The 16,889-nt window shown below is 57.7% G+C and carries 17 protein-coding genes; 4 read left to right on the top strand and 13 right to left on the bottom strand.

Annotated features, from left to right (window positions below):
• Nucleotides 1-36 precede the first annotated feature (36 nt).
• Complete coding sequence (gene ggt / locus HMPREF3096_RS06785; protein ID WP_008806980.1) at nt 37-1,782, bottom strand: gamma-glutamyltransferase; 1,746 nt, start codon at nt 1,780-1,782, stop codon at nt 37-39.
• 123 nt (nt 1,783-1,905) lie between these two features.
• Between ggt and HMPREF3096_RS06790 the strand changes: the two genes are divergently transcribed.
• Complete coding sequence (locus HMPREF3096_RS06790; protein ID WP_008806979.1) at nt 1,906-2,226, top strand: DUF2756 family protein; 321 nt, start codon at nt 1,906-1,908, stop codon at nt 2,224-2,226.
• A gap of 23 nt (nt 2,227-2,249) precedes the next feature.
• Here the strand turns inward: HMPREF3096_RS06790 and ugpQ are convergent, their stop codons facing one another.
• From ugpQ to livK, 12 genes are all read right to left on the bottom strand, one after another.
• Entirely contained in the window at nt 2,250-2,990 is a 741-nt protein-coding gene (gene ugpQ / locus HMPREF3096_RS06795) for a glycerophosphodiester phosphodiesterase (protein WP_022066273.1), read from the bottom strand.
• Nucleotides 2,987-4,057, bottom strand: a complete 1,071-nt coding sequence (locus tag HMPREF3096_RS06800) for a sn-glycerol-3-phosphate import ATP-binding protein UgpC (protein ID WP_008806977.1) — start codon at nt 4,055-4,057, stop codon at nt 2,987-2,989. The genes ugpQ and HMPREF3096_RS06800 overlap by 4 nt, the downstream gene beginning before the upstream one ends.
• Before the next feature lies 1 nt (nt 4,058).
• On the bottom strand, nt 4,059-4,904 hold the full coding sequence (ugpE, locus tag HMPREF3096_RS06805; protein WP_008806976.1) for a sn-glycerol-3-phosphate ABC transporter permease UgpE: 846 nt from the start codon (nt 4,902-4,904) through the stop codon (nt 4,059-4,061).
• Nucleotides 4,901-5,788, bottom strand: coding sequence for a sn-glycerol-3-phosphate ABC transporter permease UgpA (gene ugpA, locus HMPREF3096_RS06810; RefSeq protein ID WP_012967120.1), 888 nt, complete (start codon nt 5,786-5,788; stop codon nt 4,901-4,903). Before ugpA ends, ugpE begins: the two co-directional genes overlap by 4 nt.
• Nucleotides 5,789-5,894: 106 nt before the next feature.
• Entirely contained in the window at nt 5,895-7,211 is a 1,317-nt protein-coding gene (ugpB, locus tag HMPREF3096_RS06815; RefSeq protein ID WP_008806974.1) for a sn-glycerol-3-phosphate ABC transporter substrate-binding protein UgpB, read from the bottom strand.
• Between the two features lie 291 nt (nt 7,212-7,502).
• Nucleotides 7,503-7,871, bottom strand: coding sequence for a type II toxin-antitoxin system death-on-curing family toxin (locus HMPREF3096_RS06820; protein WP_002920800.1), 369 nt, complete (start codon nt 7,869-7,871; stop codon nt 7,503-7,505).
• On the bottom strand, nt 7,868-8,089 hold the full coding sequence (locus tag HMPREF3096_RS06825; RefSeq protein WP_032731361.1) for a type II toxin-antitoxin system Phd/YefM family antitoxin: 222 nt from the start codon (nt 8,087-8,089) through the stop codon (nt 7,868-7,870). Before HMPREF3096_RS06825 ends, HMPREF3096_RS06820 begins: the two co-directional genes overlap by 4 nt.
• Nucleotides 8,090-8,252: 163 nt before the next feature.
• On the bottom strand, nt 8,253-8,966 hold the full coding sequence (livF, locus tag HMPREF3096_RS06830; protein WP_004145133.1) for a high-affinity branched-chain amino acid ABC transporter ATP-binding protein LivF: 714 nt from the start codon (nt 8,964-8,966) through the stop codon (nt 8,253-8,255).
• A 1-nt stretch (nt 8,967) separates the two neighbouring features.
• Nucleotides 8,968-9,735, bottom strand: coding sequence for a high-affinity branched-chain amino acid ABC transporter ATP-binding protein LivG (gene livG / locus HMPREF3096_RS06835; protein ID WP_032731362.1), 768 nt, complete (start codon nt 9,733-9,735; stop codon nt 8,968-8,970).
• A complete protein-coding gene (livM, locus tag HMPREF3096_RS06840; RefSeq protein WP_008806971.1) occupies nt 9,732-11,009 on the bottom strand; it encodes a branched chain amino acid ABC transporter permease LivM in 1,278 nt (425 codons plus the stop codon). The genes livG and livM overlap by 4 nt, the downstream gene beginning before the upstream one ends.
• Nucleotides 11,006-11,932 (bottom strand): high-affinity branched-chain amino acid ABC transporter permease LivH, encoded by a 927-nt coding sequence (gene livH, locus HMPREF3096_RS06845; RefSeq protein ID WP_012540389.1) that lies wholly within the window; start codon nt 11,930-11,932, stop codon nt 11,006-11,008. The genes livM and livH overlap by 4 nt, the downstream gene beginning before the upstream one ends.
• A gap of 61 nt (nt 11,933-11,993) precedes the next feature.
• Nucleotides 11,994-13,103 (bottom strand): high-affinity branched-chain amino acid ABC transporter substrate-binding protein LivK, encoded by a 1,110-nt coding sequence (livK, locus tag HMPREF3096_RS06850; RefSeq protein WP_002920808.1) that lies wholly within the window; start codon nt 13,101-13,103, stop codon nt 11,994-11,996.
• A 423-nt stretch (nt 13,104-13,526) separates the two neighbouring features.
• Between livK and panM the strand changes: the two genes are divergently transcribed.
• The 3 genes from panM to HMPREF3096_RS06865 all read left to right on the top strand — a co-directional run bounded on the left by panM (nt 13,527) and on the right by HMPREF3096_RS06865 (nt 16,815).
• The gene (gene panM, locus HMPREF3096_RS06855) at nt 13,527-13,910 is read left to right on the top strand and encodes an aspartate 1-decarboxylase autocleavage activator PanM (protein ID WP_032731567.1); all 384 of its coding nucleotides are present in this window, start codon (nt 13,527-13,529) and stop codon (nt 13,908-13,910) included.
• Nucleotides 13,911-14,222: 312 nt separating this feature from the next.
• Complete coding sequence (locus HMPREF3096_RS06860; RefSeq protein WP_012540386.1) at nt 14,223-14,765, top strand: LemA family protein; 543 nt, start codon at nt 14,223-14,225, stop codon at nt 14,763-14,765.
• 4 nt (nt 14,766-14,769) lie between these two features.
• Nucleotides 14,770-16,815 carry a DUF2207 domain-containing protein gene (locus HMPREF3096_RS06865; RefSeq protein WP_050887579.1) on the top strand — a complete coding sequence of 682 codons (2,046 nt, stop codon included), beginning with the start codon at nt 14,770-14,772 and terminating at the stop codon, nt 16,813-16,815.
• The last annotated feature ends 74 nt before the right edge of the window (nt 16,816-16,889 follow it).

A 16,889-nucleotide genomic window follows, 5' to 3' on the forward strand; every position in this document is an offset into this window, starting at 1 on the left:
GTAGGCCCGGTAAGCGCAGCGCCACCGGGCAACACATCAATACCCCGCCGTTAAATCATCCGGCGAACGCGGATCGGAGGCGCCATACAGCATGCCGTCCGGCCCTACCATGATGCTTTGGGTACTGCCCATCGCCTCTTTCAGCGCCACTTTCTGCCCCTTCGTCTCGAGCAGCTTCAGGGTATCCGGGCTAAAGCCTTTCTCCACCCGCAGCTCATCCGGCAGCCATTGATGGTGGAAACGCGGCGCATTGGTGGCTTCCGCGACGTTCATCCCGAAATCGATGGTATTGACCACCATCTGCAGTACGGTGGTGATGATCCGACTGCCGCCCGGGCTGCCTGTCACCAGCCAGGTTTTGCCGTCTTTCACCACAATGGTCGGCGACATCGACGACAGCGGGCGTTTTTTCGGCTCCACCGCATTGGCGTCGCCGCCCACCAGACCATAGACGTTAGGCACGCCGGGCTTCGCCGAGAAATCATCCATCTGGTTATTGAGTAAAATACCGGAATCGCCGGCCACAATGCCGGTACCGAAGGTGGTATTCAGCGTATAGGTCACCGCCACCGCATTACCCTCTTTATCGACCACCGAGAAGTGGGTGGTCTGGTTACTTTCATACGGCGCCAGCTTGCCCGGGCGGATCTGACTGGAAGGTTTGGCCTTGTTGACATCAATCTCGGCGGCAATTGCTTTGGCGTAAGCTTTGCTGGTCAGCGCCTGCCACGGCACTTTGACGAAGTCAGGGTCGCCGAGATATTCAGAACGGTCGGCATAGGCGTGTTTCTCCGCCTCCGCCATCACCTGCATAGCATCGGCACTGCCAAAGCCATATTTCTGCATATCGAAGTTTTCGAGGATATTGAGGATCTGCACGATGTGGATCCCGCCGGAAGACGGCGGCGGCATGGAATAAACCTCATACCCGCGATATTCGCCGCTAACCGGCGTACGCTCCACGGCCTTATAGCTGGCAAGATCGGCTTTGGTGATTAGCCCGCCGTGCTTTTTCATCTCGTCAGCGATCTGGTCGGCGATGGCCCCTTTATAGAAGGCCTCCGGGCCGTGCTCGGCAATCAGCTCCAGGCTCTTACCGAGATTCTTTTGCACCAGCCGGTCGCCCTTTTTCAGCGGCTCGCCGTTCTTCCAGAAGATCGCTTTACTGTTTTCATGCTGCGGGATCACTTCGCTGCCATAGGTCTTCAGATCGTCCGCCAGCGCATCGTTAACGATAAAGCCCTCTTCTGCCAGCTTAATCGCCGGGCGGATCACTTTGTTCAGCGGCATGGTGCCGTATTTTTCCAGGGCGAGAGAGAAACCGGCGACGCTGCCTGGCGTGCCGGAGGCCAGATGCGAAGTCAGTGATTTTTTACTGTCCGGGTTGCCCTGGTCGTCAAGGAACATGTCGCGGGTGGCCTGTTCCGGCGCCATTTCGCGGAAATCGATCGCCGTGGTCTTGCCGTCTTTAGTCCGCAGCATCATAAAACCGCCGCCGCCGATATTCCCGGCCTGCGGATGCGTGACCGCCAGCGCGTAGCCAACCGCCACCGCCGCATCGACAGCGTTGCCGCCCTGGCGCAGAATATCCACGCCGACGCGGGTCGCCAGCGCGTCCACCGACGCCACCATCCCCTGCCGGGCGCGTACCGGGTGGAACACATCTTCCTCTACGCCATAAGAGACCGGCGGCGGCGGTGGCGGATTGGCGGCGACGGTGAAACTACCGCCCGCCAGCAACGCAGCGATGACCACCTGGCGCCATATTGTTGTTTTTATCATTGTCTTACTCCTGAAAGGTAGGTTTCATTCCCCGCTTAAGCCTGGTTGATAACTCCTAAAAAATCATTGTTATGGCGGATTCGAGGTACACTTAAGTGATCCCACGCACGGGAGGAGAAAACCATGAAAGCGATTCTGTTTCTGGCGGCGCTGATGCCGCTTGGCGTATTAGCCCAGCCGATCAATATTAATAACAACCCTAACCAGCCGGGTTACGTGGTGCCCAGCCAGCAGCGCATGCAAAATGAGATGAAGGTGCAGCAACAGCAGCAGCAGAGCATGCTGAAGCAGGATCTGAACAATCAGACCCGCTCGCAGCAGCAGCATTTGCAAAACCAGTTGCAGACGAATCAGCAGCGCGCGGCCCAGGGCGGTAATCTCAATCCGCCGCAGCAGGTGCTACCGAACAACAACGGTGGAATGCTGCGGCAGACCAACCCGTAAAGGTCAGCCGCCGCAAATCCGTCTTAAGGGTGGAAATTCGGCCCGATGACGTCAATGGCATCGGTGCAGATGCAATCTACCCCCCAGCGCAGCAGCTCGGCGGCGCGCTGGGGTTTATTGACCGTGTACACCAGAATATGCAGGCCGGCCTGTTTCAGGCTCGCCACCCGCGCCGCATCCAACAGCTTGTGATTGAGGTGAATCGACACGCAGCCCAGCCGGGTGGTCAATTCGCGCCAGTCATCGCGCCACTCATCCAGCAGCAGCCCGCGCGGCAGCTCGGGCGCGGCTTCCTGCGCCGCCTCCAGAGCATCGATTTCAAAAGAGGAGAGCAGCGGCGCGGCCATGCCTTGCCACAGATCGCGCGCAGCCAGGGCCACCACGTTGCCGGTCTGCGGCCCCAGCCCGGTGGTCGGCTTAATTTCGATATTCGCCATCATACCGTGACGGCGGCAGCGCTCCGCCACCTGAGAGAGCAACGGCAGCGGCTCGCCCTTAAATTCACGGCTGAACCAGCTGCCGGCATCGACCTTCAGCAGATCGTCCCACGCCAGCTCGCCCGCCACGCCCCAGCCGTTGCTGGTGCGTTCGAGATTATCGTCGTGCAGCAGAAAGATCTGCCCGTCCTTCGACAGCTTGACGTCAAATTCAATCATCGTGTGCCCGTAGCGGGCGCCAACGTCTATAGCCGCCAGGGTGTTCTCCGGCGCCAGTTTACCGCCGCCGCGATGGGCGACGATGCGGGGATAAGGCCAGTTACTCATGCGCGTTGTCCTGTTTCACCATCAAAGAGATGCAGATGTTCCAGGGGCAGATGCAGCCATAGCGTGCTGCCGCCCGCCGGGCGCTGCTGATGCGGCAGTCTGACCACCAGCTTCTGCTCGCCCCAGCGCCCGTGGGCGAGGTTATCGGCACCTAAAATTTCCAGGGTATCCATCAGCAGCGGGATGCCGCCTTGCGCCTGCGAGCTTAAAATAAAGTGCTCCGGGCGGATACCGAGCGTCATTTTACGCCCGGCGTAGCGCCGATGCTCGTGATTCATCGGCAACGCCATGCCACCGGCCAGCTCGAAGCGGCCGCCGTCATCGCTCACCCGCCCTTCCAGCAGATTCATGGCCGGGCTGCCGATAAAGCTTGCCACAAAGCGGCTGGCGGGCTTCTCATACACTTCCACCGGGGTGCCGATCTGCTCGGCAACGCCTTTATTCATCACCATCACCCGCTGGGCCAGGGTCATCGCTTCGACCTGATCGTGGGTGACGTACAGCGAAGTCGTTTTCAGGCGGCGATGCAGCTGCTGCAGTTCCAGACGCATCTGCACGCGCAGCTTGGCGTCGAGATTTGACAACGGTTCGTCGAACAGGAATACCGCCGGGTCACGCACGATAGCGCGGCCCATCGCCACGCGCTGGCGCTGACCGCCGGAGAGCTCCCGCGGGCGACGCTTGAGCAGACCATCCAGCTCCAGAATACGCGCCGCCTCCTGCACCCGCTCGGCAATCAATCCCTTACCCATGCCGCGGATCTTCAGCCCCCACGCCATGTTCTCTTCCACGCTCATATGCGGATAAAGTGCATAGTTCTGGAACACCATCGCGATGCCGCGATCTTTCGGTTCCATCTCAGTCACCCGTTTGCGATCGATCCAGATATCGCCGCTGGTCACCCGCTCCAGTCCGGCAACCATCCGTAGCAGCGTTGATTTCCCGCAGCCCGACGGGCCGACCATGACGATAAATTCCCCGTCCGCCACGTCCAGCGTCAGCGGTTGAATCACCTGGGTTTTGCCATCCCAGCTTTTGCTTACTGCCTGTAGTTTTAAACCAGCCATTTTATTTCTCACTATCGACCAGGCCACGCACAAACGCGCGCTGCATGGCTAAAACGATGACAACCGGCGGGATCAGAGTGAGCAGCATCGCCGCCATCACCTGATTCCACTGGGTGGTACCTTCGCCGGTGGCGATCATGCCTTTGATACCGGCGACGGCGGTGCCAAGATTCACATCCTGAATAATCAGCAGCGGCCACAGATATTGGTTCCAGCCGTAGATAAAGGTGATGACAAACAGCGCCGCGAGATTGGTTTTCGACAGCGGCAGCACGATGTCGCGAAAGAAGCGCATCGGCGAAGCGCCATCGATACGCGCCGCTTCAATCAGCTCGTCCGGCAGGGTCATAAAGAACTGGCGGAACAGGAAGGTGGCGGTGGCCGAAGCCATCAACGGCAGCGTTAACCCGGCGTAGCTGTCGAGCATGTTGAGGTTAGCGATGACCTCCACCGTCGGGAAAATCCGCACCTCAACGGGCAGCATCAGGGTGATAAAGATCATCCAGAAGAACAGGTTACGCAGCGGAAAGCGGAACCAGACGATGGCGAACGCCGAAAGCATCGACACCACGATTTTGCCGACCGTAATGGCGAATGCCATGATGAAACTGTTGAGCATCATCAGCCAGAACGGCGCGCTGTTGACGCCGACGCCGTTCACCCAGATGGTCTTCATGTTCTCCAGCAGATGGCCGCCGGGGATCAGGGTCATCGGCGTTTCAAACACCGATTGGTTATCCAGCGTCGCCGCCACGAAGGCGACGTAGAGCGGGAATAAAATGACGGCAATACCCAGAATCAGCATGGTGTGGCTGAAAATCGTCAGCCCGCGACGGTTCTCAATCATTGGTAACGCACCTTACTTTCAACGTAACGGAACTGCACCACCGTCAGGATAATGACGAGGAACATCAGCACCACCGACTGCGCGGCGGAAGCGGAAAGATCGAGTCCGGCAAAACCTTCGCGATAGATTTTGTAGATCAAGGTGGTGGTGGCCTGCACCGGGCCGCCGGCGGTGGCGGCATCGATCACCGGGAAGGTGTCGAAGAAGGCGTAAACCAGGTTGACCACCAGCAGGAAGAAGCTCACCGGCGCAATCAATGGCAGCGCCAGCTTAAAGAAGCGACGAATGGGCCCGGCGCCGTCAATGGCGGCGGCCTCAACCAGCGAACGCGGGATCGACTGCAGCGCGGCGAAGAAGAACAGGAAGTTGTAGCTTATCTGCTTCCATACCGAGGCGAAGACCACCAGGAACATCGCCTGGCCGCTGTTTTGCGCGTGGTTCCAGTCGTAGCCCAGCTCGCCGAGGAAATGGGTGATCAGCCCGCGCCCGGGGTTAAAAAGGAAGATCCACAGCACCGCCGCGACGGCGGGAGCCACGGCGTACGGCAGCAGCATCAGCGTTTGATAAAAGCGGCTGCCGCGCACCACATAGTCGACCAGCGCGGCAAAAAACAGCGAAACGAGCAGGCCGCTAACAGTCACCAGGGTGCTGAATTTTATAGTGGTCCAGAACGAGTCCAGATAGTACGGGTCGTGGAACAGCGCAACGAAGTTATCCAGGCCGACAAACTGGCTGGAGAGACCAAACGGATCGACGCTCTGCAGCGAGTACCACAGCGCTTCGCCCGCGGGCCAGATAAAGAAAATCAGCGTGATAATCAGCTGCGGCGCGACCAGCACATAGGGCAGCCAGCGTGAGCGGAATACCGGACGGGATGATGACATTGAGATTGGGTTCCTGAACAATGCCGGGAGGCGGCTACGCCTTACCCGGCCTACATAGGGCACATCGTAGGCCCGGTAAGCGCAGCGCCACCGGGCAAGTTACAGATTACGATTTGGTCGCTTGCTCGAAGCGACGCAGCAACTGATTCCCACGCTGAACAGCGGAATCCAGCGCCTGTTGCGGGGTTTTCTTGCCGGTCCACACGCTCTCCAGCTCTTCATCGACGATGGTGCGGATTTGCGGCATGTTGCCCAGACGCAGGCCTTTGGTGAACGGCAACGGCGGCTTGTTCAGCATCTGGCGGGTGGCGATATCGGCGCCCGGGTTCTTATCATAGAAGCCCTGCTGGCGCGTCAGATCGTAGGCCGCAGTGGTGATCGGCAGATAGCCGGTTTTCTGGTGCCATTCGGCGGCGATTTCCGGTTTGGTCAGGAAATCGAGGAACTTCGCCACGCCGGTGTAAGTCTCTTTGTCTTTACCCTGCATCACCCACAGGCTGGCCCCGCCGATGATGGCGTTCTGCGGCGCGCCTTTCACGTCGGCATCGTATGGCATCATGCCGACGCCGTAGTTGAATTTGGCGTACTGACGAATATCGGCCAGCGAGCCGGATGACGCGGTAGTGATCGCGCAGTCACCGTTATAGAACTTCTCGGTGGACTCGTCTTTGCGCCCGAAGTAGCTGAAATCACCCTTCTTGTTCATCTCTTCGAGCAGGGCGATATGCTTCACCTGCTCCGGCTTATTGAACTCCAGTACCGCATCGGTACCGTCGAAGCCGTTATTTTTCGTGGCCACCGGCAGACCATGCCAGGCGCTGAAATTTTCAATCTGGATCCAGCCCTGCCAGCCGCTGGCGTACCCGCACTTCATCCCGGCGGCTTTCAGCTTCGCGGTATAGGCCGCCAGATCCTGCCAGGTCTTCGGCGGCTGCTCCGGATCTAAGCCGGCTTTTTTGAAGGCGTCTTTGTTGTAGTACAGCACCGGCGTAGAGCTGTTAAATGGCTGGGAGAGCAGATGGCCGGTTTTCGAATCGGTGTAATACCCGGATACCGTCGGCACGAACTGCGATTCATCAAACTTGATGCCCGCCTCGCTAAACACCTGGTACACCGGCTTAATGGCTTTTGACGCCATCATGGTGGCGGTGCCGACTTCATACACCTGCAGGATCGCCGGGGCGTTGCCGGTACGGAAAGCGGCGATACCAGCACTCAGGCTCTGTTCATAGTTGCCTTTGTATACCGGAACGATTTTGTAATCAGGATTGGCCGCGTTAAAGCGTTGCGCCAGAGAATCCACTTCTTTACCCAGCTCGCCTTCCATTGAGTGCCAGAATGGGATGGTGGTAACCGCCAGGGCCTGACCGGCAAAAGCCAGGCTCAGCGCCAGTCCTAAAGCTGTATGTCGTAACGATATCATCGGTTATCTCTCTTGTTGTGCCGGATGCGCGATTTCACGCGTTTTATGCTCGCGGGGTAACATGACATGTTCGAATTACAGAAAAATAACTTTTTTATTACAAAAAAAAGATAGTAACGGGTCAGAGAGATGACAAGCCGATGAAAGGACGGGGGAAGTAAAGTGGGAGCTGAGACACGGATAATAGTTGCGCGATCGGCTCCCGGGGTCGGCGCAAGCGCCTCGCCCGGGCTACAACGGCTTGGGTAGCCCGGCCAAGCGAAGCGCCGCCGGGTTGCAACGATTTAACCGTCATCCGCGCAAACGCGCGACAATCTGTTCCAGGGTAAGTTGCCCCGCTGCCGCCTCGACGGTCATGCCGACGAAGTCCGGGTTCGCCGGCAATATAATTCCATTTCGCTTTAAAAAAAGCAGGGTAATAAACAGTGCCGTACGCTTATTTCCATCATTGAAAATATGGCCGCGAGAAATCGCCAGCAGGTGCATCGCAGCGAGTCGCCACACGTCTGTCACACCTTCATATTCAATTTTGTTTAGCACCCTATACATTATCGCTTCGGCACGCCCCGGGTCGGGCATACCGGCAACGCCAGGCGTGACGCGGAGCAGCCTGTCGTGAAACTGTATTATCTCTTCCGCTGAGATAATCTGCAGCGTCATTTATCCGCAAGCTCCCTGATCTCATCACCATGAACCGCCATAATAGCCGCGAACTCATCATCCATTCTGGCCGCCTGGTAGCGTTCAAATTCTTCTGCACTAATGATGACCGCAGATTTATGCCCACGACGGGTAATGGTCACAGGTATACCTGTCACTGCGCTTTCCAGCACATCGGCCAGATTTTGTCGGGCTTCGCTATAGTTAACCGTTCTCATAAATACCTCCAAAGCTGTACTCTTTTATTGTACAACATACATGTACAAAAAAAGAGCCATCAGGCTCTTTTAAAGGTATTTATGCGATCGGCTCCCGGGGTCGGCGCAAGCGCCTCGCCCGGGCTACAACCCGGCGAAGTGAACGACGCCGGGTTGCGATGAATTAACCGCCGAGATAGGCGCTGCGCACCGCCTCGTTGGCCAGCAGCGCGTCGCCGGTATCCTCCAGCACCACGTGACCGTTTTCCAGTACGTAGCCGCGATCGGCCAGCTTCAGCGCCTGGTTGGCGTTCTGCTCGACGAGGAAGATAGTCATCCCCTGCTCGCGCAGCTGCTCGATGGTGTCGAAAATCTGCTGAATGATAATCGGCGCCAGCCCTAATGAGGGCTCATCAAGCAGCAGCAGGCGCGGCTGGCTCATCAGAGCACGACCGATCGCCAGCATCTGCTGCTCGCCGCCGGACATAGTGCCGGCGCGCTGAATACGGCGTTCATGCAGACGCGGGAACAGCTCATACACCCATTTGATGCGGGTCTGGAACTGATCGCGGTCGGCAAAGAAACCGCCCATCGCCAGGTTCTCTTCCACCGTCATACGCGAAAAGACGCGCCGCCCTTCCGGGACGATCGCCACCGCTTCACGCATGATCTTCGCCGTCTGCCAGTCGGTAATATCCTTACCGTCAAAGACAATGCGCCCGCTGGAGGCGCGCGGATCGCCACACAGCGTGCCGAGCAGGGTGGTTTTTCCCGCGCCGTTAGCGCCGATAAGCGTGACGATTTCACCCTGTTTGATATGCAGGCTGACGTTGTGCAGCGCCTGAATCTTGCCGTAGTGGGCGCTGACATTGTCAAAAGTTAACATCGCGTTTTCCATCTTATGCCTCACCAAGGTATGCGCGGATCACGTCCGGGTTATTACGAATCTCTTCCGGCGTCCCGTTGGCCAGCGGCGTCCCCTGGTTCACGACGTAGATGCGATCGGAAATGCCCATCACCAGCTTCATATCGTGTTCGATAAGCAGGATGGTGGTGTTGTGATGGTTACGCAGCTCGGCGATAAGCTCGTCCAGCTCTTTGGTCTCTTTCGGGTTCAGCCCCGCCGCCGGTTCATCGAGCATAAGAATTTCCGGCTGGGTCACCATGCAGCGGGCAATCTCCAGCCGGCGTTGGTCGCCGTAGGCCAGGTTGCTGGCCTGACGGTTGGCGTGCTCCAGCAGGCCGATACGCTCCAGCCAGGTGGCGGCCCGGTCCAGCGCTTCGCTCTGCGCCCGACGGAAGGCCGGCGTTTTCAGCAGGCCGGAGAAGAGCCCGGTTTTCAGCTGCTGATGTTGCGCCACCAGCAGGTTTTCAATCACCGTCATTTCGCGGAACAGACGCACGTGCTGGAAGGTCCGCACCACGCCCATCCGGGCAATCTGCTGGCCCGGCAGCCCTTCCAGATGCTGGTCGCGCAGCAGAATGGTGCCGCCGGTAGGCTTGTAGAAACCGGTCAGGCAGTTAAAGACCGTGGTCTTCCCGGCGCCGTTGGGGCCGATCAGCGAGACGATCTCGCGATCTCTGAGCTCCAGCGACACATTGTTGACGGCCAGCAGACCGCCGAAACGCATCATCAGGCCGCTGACGGATAATAATGGCTGACTCATGCCTGCTCTCCTTTCGCCTGACCGTTTTTCAGCTTCAACTGCACGCGCGTCATTGGCAGAAGCCCCTGCGGACGCCAGATCATCATCAGCACCATCAGGCCGCCGAGCATTAACATGCTGTATTCGTTGAAGTCACGCATCAGCTCACGCGACACCACTAGCAGAATAGCCGCCAGGATCACCGCGAACTGCGAGCCCATCCCGCCCAGCACGACGATCGCCAGTACGAAGGCGGACTCGGCGAAGGTAAAGGATTCCGGACTGACGAAACCCTGGCGCGCGGCGAACAGCGTCCCGGCAAATCCGGCAAACGCGGCGCTGATGGTAAAGGCGGTCAGCTTGATGCGCGTCGGGCTCAGGCCCAGCGAACGACAGGCGATCTCATCTTCACGCAGCGCTTCCCACGCCCGCCCCAGCGGCATTCGCAGCAGGCGGTTGATGACGAACAGGCTGAGCACGACCAGCAGCAGCGCCACCAGGTAGAGGAAAATCACCCGATCGGAGGGATCGTATTTGACGCCGAAGAAATTGCTGAAGGTATCCCAGCCGCCTTCGCGGGCGGTACGGCTAAATTCAAGGCCGAAGAAAGTCGGTTTCGGGATCTGGCTGATGCCGTTCGGCCCGCCGGTGATCTCGGTATTGTTGAGCAGCAGAATACGCACAATTTCACCGAAGCCTAAGGTCACAATCGCCAGATAGTCGCCGCGCAGACGCAGCACCGGGAAGCCCAGCAGGAAGCCGGCCGCCGCGGAGACCAGGCCAGCCAGCGGCAGACAGGTCCAGAAGCCGAGACCGTAATAGTGGTTCAGCAGCGCGAAGGTATACGCGCCGATGGCGTAGAACCCGCCGTAGCCCAGCACCAGCAGGCCGGAAAGGCCGACCACCACGTTCAGCCCGAGGCCGAGGATGATATAGATCATCGTCAGGGTGGCGATATCCACCGTGCCGCGCGACACCATAAACGGCCAGGCCACGGCGATCACCAGCAGAGCAATCAGGAACAGCTTCTGCTTCACCGTTGAGCCGTCAATCGCCGGCATAATAAACTTCGGCCCGGAGACGTTCTTAACCGCTTTCTGGAACAGCGGCCGCAGCAGCTGGAAGAAAAAGACCACCGCGGTGCCGATAAAGATCCACTGCCAGCGAATATCGGCGGCGGTATCGACCACCAGCTTGGTGCCGTCCAGCTCCAGCTGCACGCCCATAAAGACGCCCGCCAGAATGAAGAACATCACGGCAGACAGCAGCGCCATTGCAATTTGCATCGGTTTCATACTTTTTCCACCTCCGGGCGGCCCAGAATGCCGGTCGGCATCACTAACAGCACCAGAATCAGCAGCGCGAAGGAAACAACGTCCTTATATTCAGTGCTGAGATAGGCAGAAGAGAGCGCCTCGGCAATACCCAGGATCAGGCCGCCGATCATTGCGCCAGGAATACTGCCGATACCGCCGAGCACGGCGGCGGTGAAGGCCTTCATCCCGGCCATAAAGCCGATATAGGGGTTAATCACGCCGTAGAACTGGCCGAGCAGCACGCCCGCCACCGCCGCCATCGCTGCGCCGATGACAAAAGTCAGGGCGATGACGCGGTCGGTGTTAATCCCGAGCAGGCTCGCCATTTTCAGGTCTTCGGCACAGGCGCGGCAGGCGCGCCCCATCCGCGAGTAGCGAATAAACAGCGTCAGGGCCAGCATGGCGATAAAGGTCACCACCCAGATCACCAGTTGCATGGTGGTGATCGTCGCGGAGAAGCTGTCGCTGTGGCCGACGATCCACTGGCCGTTAAACAGGCTTGGCAGCGCCACGTCGCGCGACCCCTGGGTCAGGCTGACGTAGTTCTGCAGGAAGATAGACATCCCGATAGCGGAGATCAGCGCAATCAGACGCTTAGAGTTACGCACCGGCCGATAGGCAACGCGCTCGATACTCCAGCCGTAGGCGCTGGCAATCACAATGGCGCCCACGAATCCGGCGGCGACCAGCAACCAGCTGGTGTCGATGCCCATCATCATCAGCGCGGCGATGATCATGAAGGAGACATAGCTGCCAATCATGTAGACCTCGCCGTGGGCGAAGTTGATCATGCCAATAATGCCGTACACCATCGTGTAGCCGATGGCGATCAGCGCGTAGGTACTGCCCAGCGTGACGCCGTTAAACATCTGCTGCAGAAAATAGAGAAACTGCTCGGACATAAGGTAACCTTTTTCAAACCGCCCGCGGTTCGCGGGCGGAGGGATAACTCGTCTTCAGCGCTTATTTCGCCGCGCTCGAAGAGCCGTCGGCGTGCCACTGGAAGACACCAAACTCAAATCCCTTCAGATCGCCTTTTTCATCCCAGGTCAGCGGCCCAATCACGGTTTTCGCCCCGTGCGCTTTCAAATCTTTGATTAAATCCAGCGGCTGCTGGCTGCCGGTTCTGTCCATCGCCTGCGCCAGCGACTGAACGGCGGCATAGGTGATCCAGACGTACGGCCCGCTCGGATCTTTCTTCTCCGCTTTCAGCGCGTTGACGATGGCGCTATTGGCAGGGTCCTGATCGTAGCGTTTTGGCATTGTCACCAGCATGCCTTCCGCCGCGGCGCCCGCGATATTGGACAGCGAGGCGTTGCCGACCCCTTCCGGCCCCATAAACACTGTTTTCAGCCCGACGGAGCGCGCCTGGCGCAGCATCTGGCCCATTTCCGGGTAGTAGCCGCCGTAGTAGACGAAGTCAATGTTCTCTTTCTTCAGGCGCGCCAGCAGGGCGGAGAAATCTTTTTCCCCCGCGGTGATGCCGTCGAAGAAGACGATATTGGCCCCGGCTTTCTTCAGGTTGTCCTGCACCGAACGCGCCAGCCCTTCGCCGTACTGCTGCTTGTCATGAATGATGGCGATACGCTGCGGTTTCACTTTCTCGACGATATATTTCGCCGCGGTCGGCCCCTGCGAGGAGTCGAGGCCGGCGGTACGCATGATGTACTGATAACCGCGCTGGGTCAGCTCCGGATTGGTCGCCCCGGGGGAGATCATCAGGATGCCTTCATCCTCATAGATGTCGGAAGCCGGCTGGGTGGAAGACGAGCACAGGTGGCCGATAACGTACTGAATGCCGTCGTTGACGATTTTGTTGGCCACCGCGACCGCTTGCTTCGGATCGCAGGCGTCGTCATATTCGACGGCCACCAGCTTGTCACCCTTAATACCGCCGCTGGCGTTGATGTCTTTAATCGCCTGACGCGCGCCATTGAACTCCATGTCGCCCCACTGGGCCACCGGACCCGACATCGCGCCGACCACGGCGACCTTAATATCCTTGGCCATCGCCGCGTGCGACATCGCTAATGCGACAATGCCCGCGACGATGGTTTTCGCGTTCCTTTTCATGCTGCAGAACCCCGTTCGTGATGTGGTGTAAATGTTTTGTATTTTTATGGTTAAAAAGCATTCTGTGCTTTTATTAAACAACGCCATTTTTACCATTGAGTTTAATGGTTTAGCGCAGCTTTTCACTAAAAAACAGATTAAAATCTCTATTTTTCAGTCGATTAAGCAAAGATAATATTCTGTATTTTGGTGAAGATAAACAAAAAAAAGTCCATCCTGCAGCATAAAATAACGATACATAAGGCGGAATAAAACGCTGCGCATTAGGTTAAAATTCTGCTTATTTTTCGATCCATGACGGATTGCGCTACCCTGACAACGTCAGGAAAACGAATCCCCTGATGTATGCGCAAAAAACAGCGCTCCGCCAGACAGCAATTTTGGGTACACTGGCGCCTCTGTTTTGCACTGGATTTGCCGCCCATGAAACTGACCATTATCCGTTTACAGCACTTCAGCGATCAGGATCGCATCGACCTGGGGAAAATCTGGCCGTCGCAGGATCTGTCGACCCTAACCCTGGACGAGAATCATCGTCTCTACGCCGCCCGCTTTAACGAACGCCTGCTGGGCGCCGTGCGCTTCACCCTGCGCGGCGTCGAAGCCGAGCTCAGCGATCTGTGCGTGCGTGAAGTGACCCGCCGCCGCGGCGTCGGGCAATACTTAGTGGAAGAGACGTTGCGTGATAACCCGGCCATCAATAGCTGGCGCGTCGCCGACCAAGGGGTGGAGGACCGCGGCGTGATGGCCGCATTTATGCAGGCGCTCGGCTTTAGCGCCCAGCAGACCGGTTGGGAAAAGCATTAAGAAAAGCGTTCGTTGGGTAAAACAGCGCTTGTTTGTTGCCTCCCGGCAACGGAATAAAGCCCAGCTGTGGGTAAACGGCTGGGCTTGTTTATTTCATACTGCGACGATAATGCCATGGTGCCCCGAACGCGAAGCTGCGGATTGGCCTGTCAGATATTCGCCAGGGCAAAGGCCCACATGATATTTCAGAATTTAACTCGCAAGTGCACGTTTCCCCTGTGCTTCACGTGAGGTAAGATTCGCTGACGCGTAAAATTGCGCAGAAAGTATTCAGCGCAACGCGATCATCAGCAGTCAACATGGAATAAACATATGGAAATGTATATCGGACTGGCTATTGTCGCCGTGATCCTTATCTGGGCGATCTTCACTTATAACCGTTTTATCTCTCTACGCCGTTTCAAAGATGAAGCCTGGAGTGGCATTGCCGTCCAGCTCAAGCGCCGTCACGATCTGGCGCCCAATCTGTTCAGTCTGGTCAAACGCTATGCGCAGCACGAAAAAGAGCTGCTGGAAGAGATTGGCCGCCAGCGCAGCGTCCTGATCGGCAATCCCCAACAGGTGGCCGACAGCGAGCAGCAATATGCCGGAACGTTAAGCCGTATATTCGCCCTGGCGGAAGCCTATCCGGAACTTAAAGCCAGCGAAAACTTCCTCTCGCTGCAGCAATCCCTTAGCGAAATAGAAGAACAGCTGCAGATGGCCCGCCGTTACTTCAACGCCACGGTCCGCGAGTTTAATATTCTGGTGGAGTCTTTTCCCAGCCTGCTGCTGGCCCGCCTGTTTAGCTTCAGGGCGGAACTTTTCTTTGAACTGGAGTCCCCTGAAGAAGCTAAATTGCCACGGATGGAGTGACCTCATGTCCATCCGGTTCATGCGGATACTGCGCAGTATTGGCCTGCTGCTGCTGCTGTTGAGCATCTCTGGCTTAGCCGTCAGCGACGATAAAGCTATCACCGAATCGTCGCCGCTCCCGGCCAATGCCCGCCGGGTCCCCGCGTATGAACATATTCTCTTTTTCGATTCCCTGGCGCGTTTTCAGCCAAATGGCAGCATGGAGATGCGGGAAAATATCACCGTGCTAGCCCTGGGAAAGGAGATCCGTCGGGGGATTTTCCGCACGCTGCCCCTTAGCTGGCACCGACAGGACGGCAAAATTTTTAGCGTTGATTACGCCATCAAATCGGTCTCGCGCAATGGACTCCCGGAACCCTACAGCCTCGATCGCACGACAAAAACGCTGACCGTGCGCATTGGCAGCGCCGATCGCATCCTGAAGCCAGGTATTTATCACTATGAAATTCGCTATCAGGTTAGCCACCATTTCAGCCGCTTCCCCGACTGGGATGAGCTTTACTGGAACGTGACAGGCAACGACTGGAGCTGGCCAATCGGAAAAGCCCGTTTCCAGCTTGCACTGCCTGACGCCGCCGGGCAGTTGAATGCGGATGGCAGAGATGCAAGGTTGCGCACCATTGATGTTTACACCGGTCGTCCGGGGGCGAAAGATCACCATGCGATCATCCTGCCTGATGGCAGCATACAAACGTCGCGCCCCCTTGCCGCCGGCGAAGGGCTGACCGTGGTCTATACCTGGCCCCGCGCCATTCTGGCAAATGCCGCCGCCCCCGAAGCGGTTTGGCCGTTGGTCCATTTACTGGTGCCGACGCTGGCCACCAGCGTTATCTGGCTTCCCCTACTACTGCTTGTTGGTTATTACGGGCTGTGGTGGCGCAAAAACGTCACAGCGACGGGTTTAAAAATGCCGCCGGTGACGCCGCAATTTTCGCTGCCCGCCGCAATGTCGCCAGGCTATCTGCGCTTTATTACGCAACGTAAGTATGACGATGTGGCATTCAGTAGCGATTTGCTGGGGCTGGTAGCCAAACGAGCCATCACATTGACGAGGAAAAAAAGCCAGACCAAAGGCGCATGGTCTTCATCCCCTGTTGATGAGCAGTGGCTTTCCCGCCAGCCAGACGAAAAGCATAAGCCGCTGAATCCCATAGAGAAGCAGCTGATGAGCCTGCTTTTCAGCGCTAAACGTAAGAACATTAATCTCAGTACGCCCCATCAAACGTTGATGCAAAACGCGCGCAGGTGGCTGGAAAAATGTTGTGAAGAGCAGAAACCGCAGCTATGCCGGACATGGGGTAAACCGCTGCGTCATTGTATTTATATTGCTCTGCTGGTTCCGATCGTTTGCGGCATCGGATTTAGCCCGGCGGCAGCGGCGCTCACCGTTCCCAGTCTGCTGTTTGTATCGGTCGGCGGGGTGATGACGTACTTGTGCCTGAAGTTTTTACGCAACCCGATGAAAACACTGCGTAGTTTAGGACCAGTTATGATCCTGATGGCGCTGGTATTTAGCCCTTTCGCCACCGTGGCGGGAGGCGTTTTCCTGCTCGGCATGTTACCCATCACCCAACTTCCTGCCGGATACCTGGGCGCCTTGCTGACAGCCATCGCATTGTGCGCGCTCGTCGCCTGGAAAACGCCACGCTATACGCAGAAGGGGTTAAACGATCTGGCCGTCGCCAAGGGATTGAAGCTGTATATTAAAACAGCCGAAGAGAAGCGTTATCAGACACTTTATCCACCTGACCAGATGGTCACGCACTTTGAAAGCCTGCTGCCGGTCGCTCTGGCGCTCGGCGTAGGAAAGACCCTGGCGAACACTTTTGCCCGATACTTAAGCAGCACCGGCGCGATGTCGGAAGTGTTACAGCAGACGGACTGGCGGGACATGCATCATTTCTACCAGAGCTGTCATTCCGCAGCCAGTGAGAAACCGGTGCGGCGTTCAGAAGGTGGCTCTTCAGGGTCGGGCTATAGCGGTTCCGGCTCTTCCGGCGGCGGATCGTCAGGAGGCGGTTCCGGCGGCGGCGGCGGTGGCGGCTGGTAAGAGAAGGCCGGATAGCATTTATCCGGCCAACAAAGCTGCGGCGTGAAAGGCCCCCACCCATTTAACCCAGCATT

Source organism: Klebsiella sp. HMSC25G12, from assembly GCF_001807705.1.
Lineage (GTDB): Bacteria > Pseudomonadota > Gammaproteobacteria > Enterobacterales > Enterobacteriaceae > Klebsiella > Klebsiella variicola.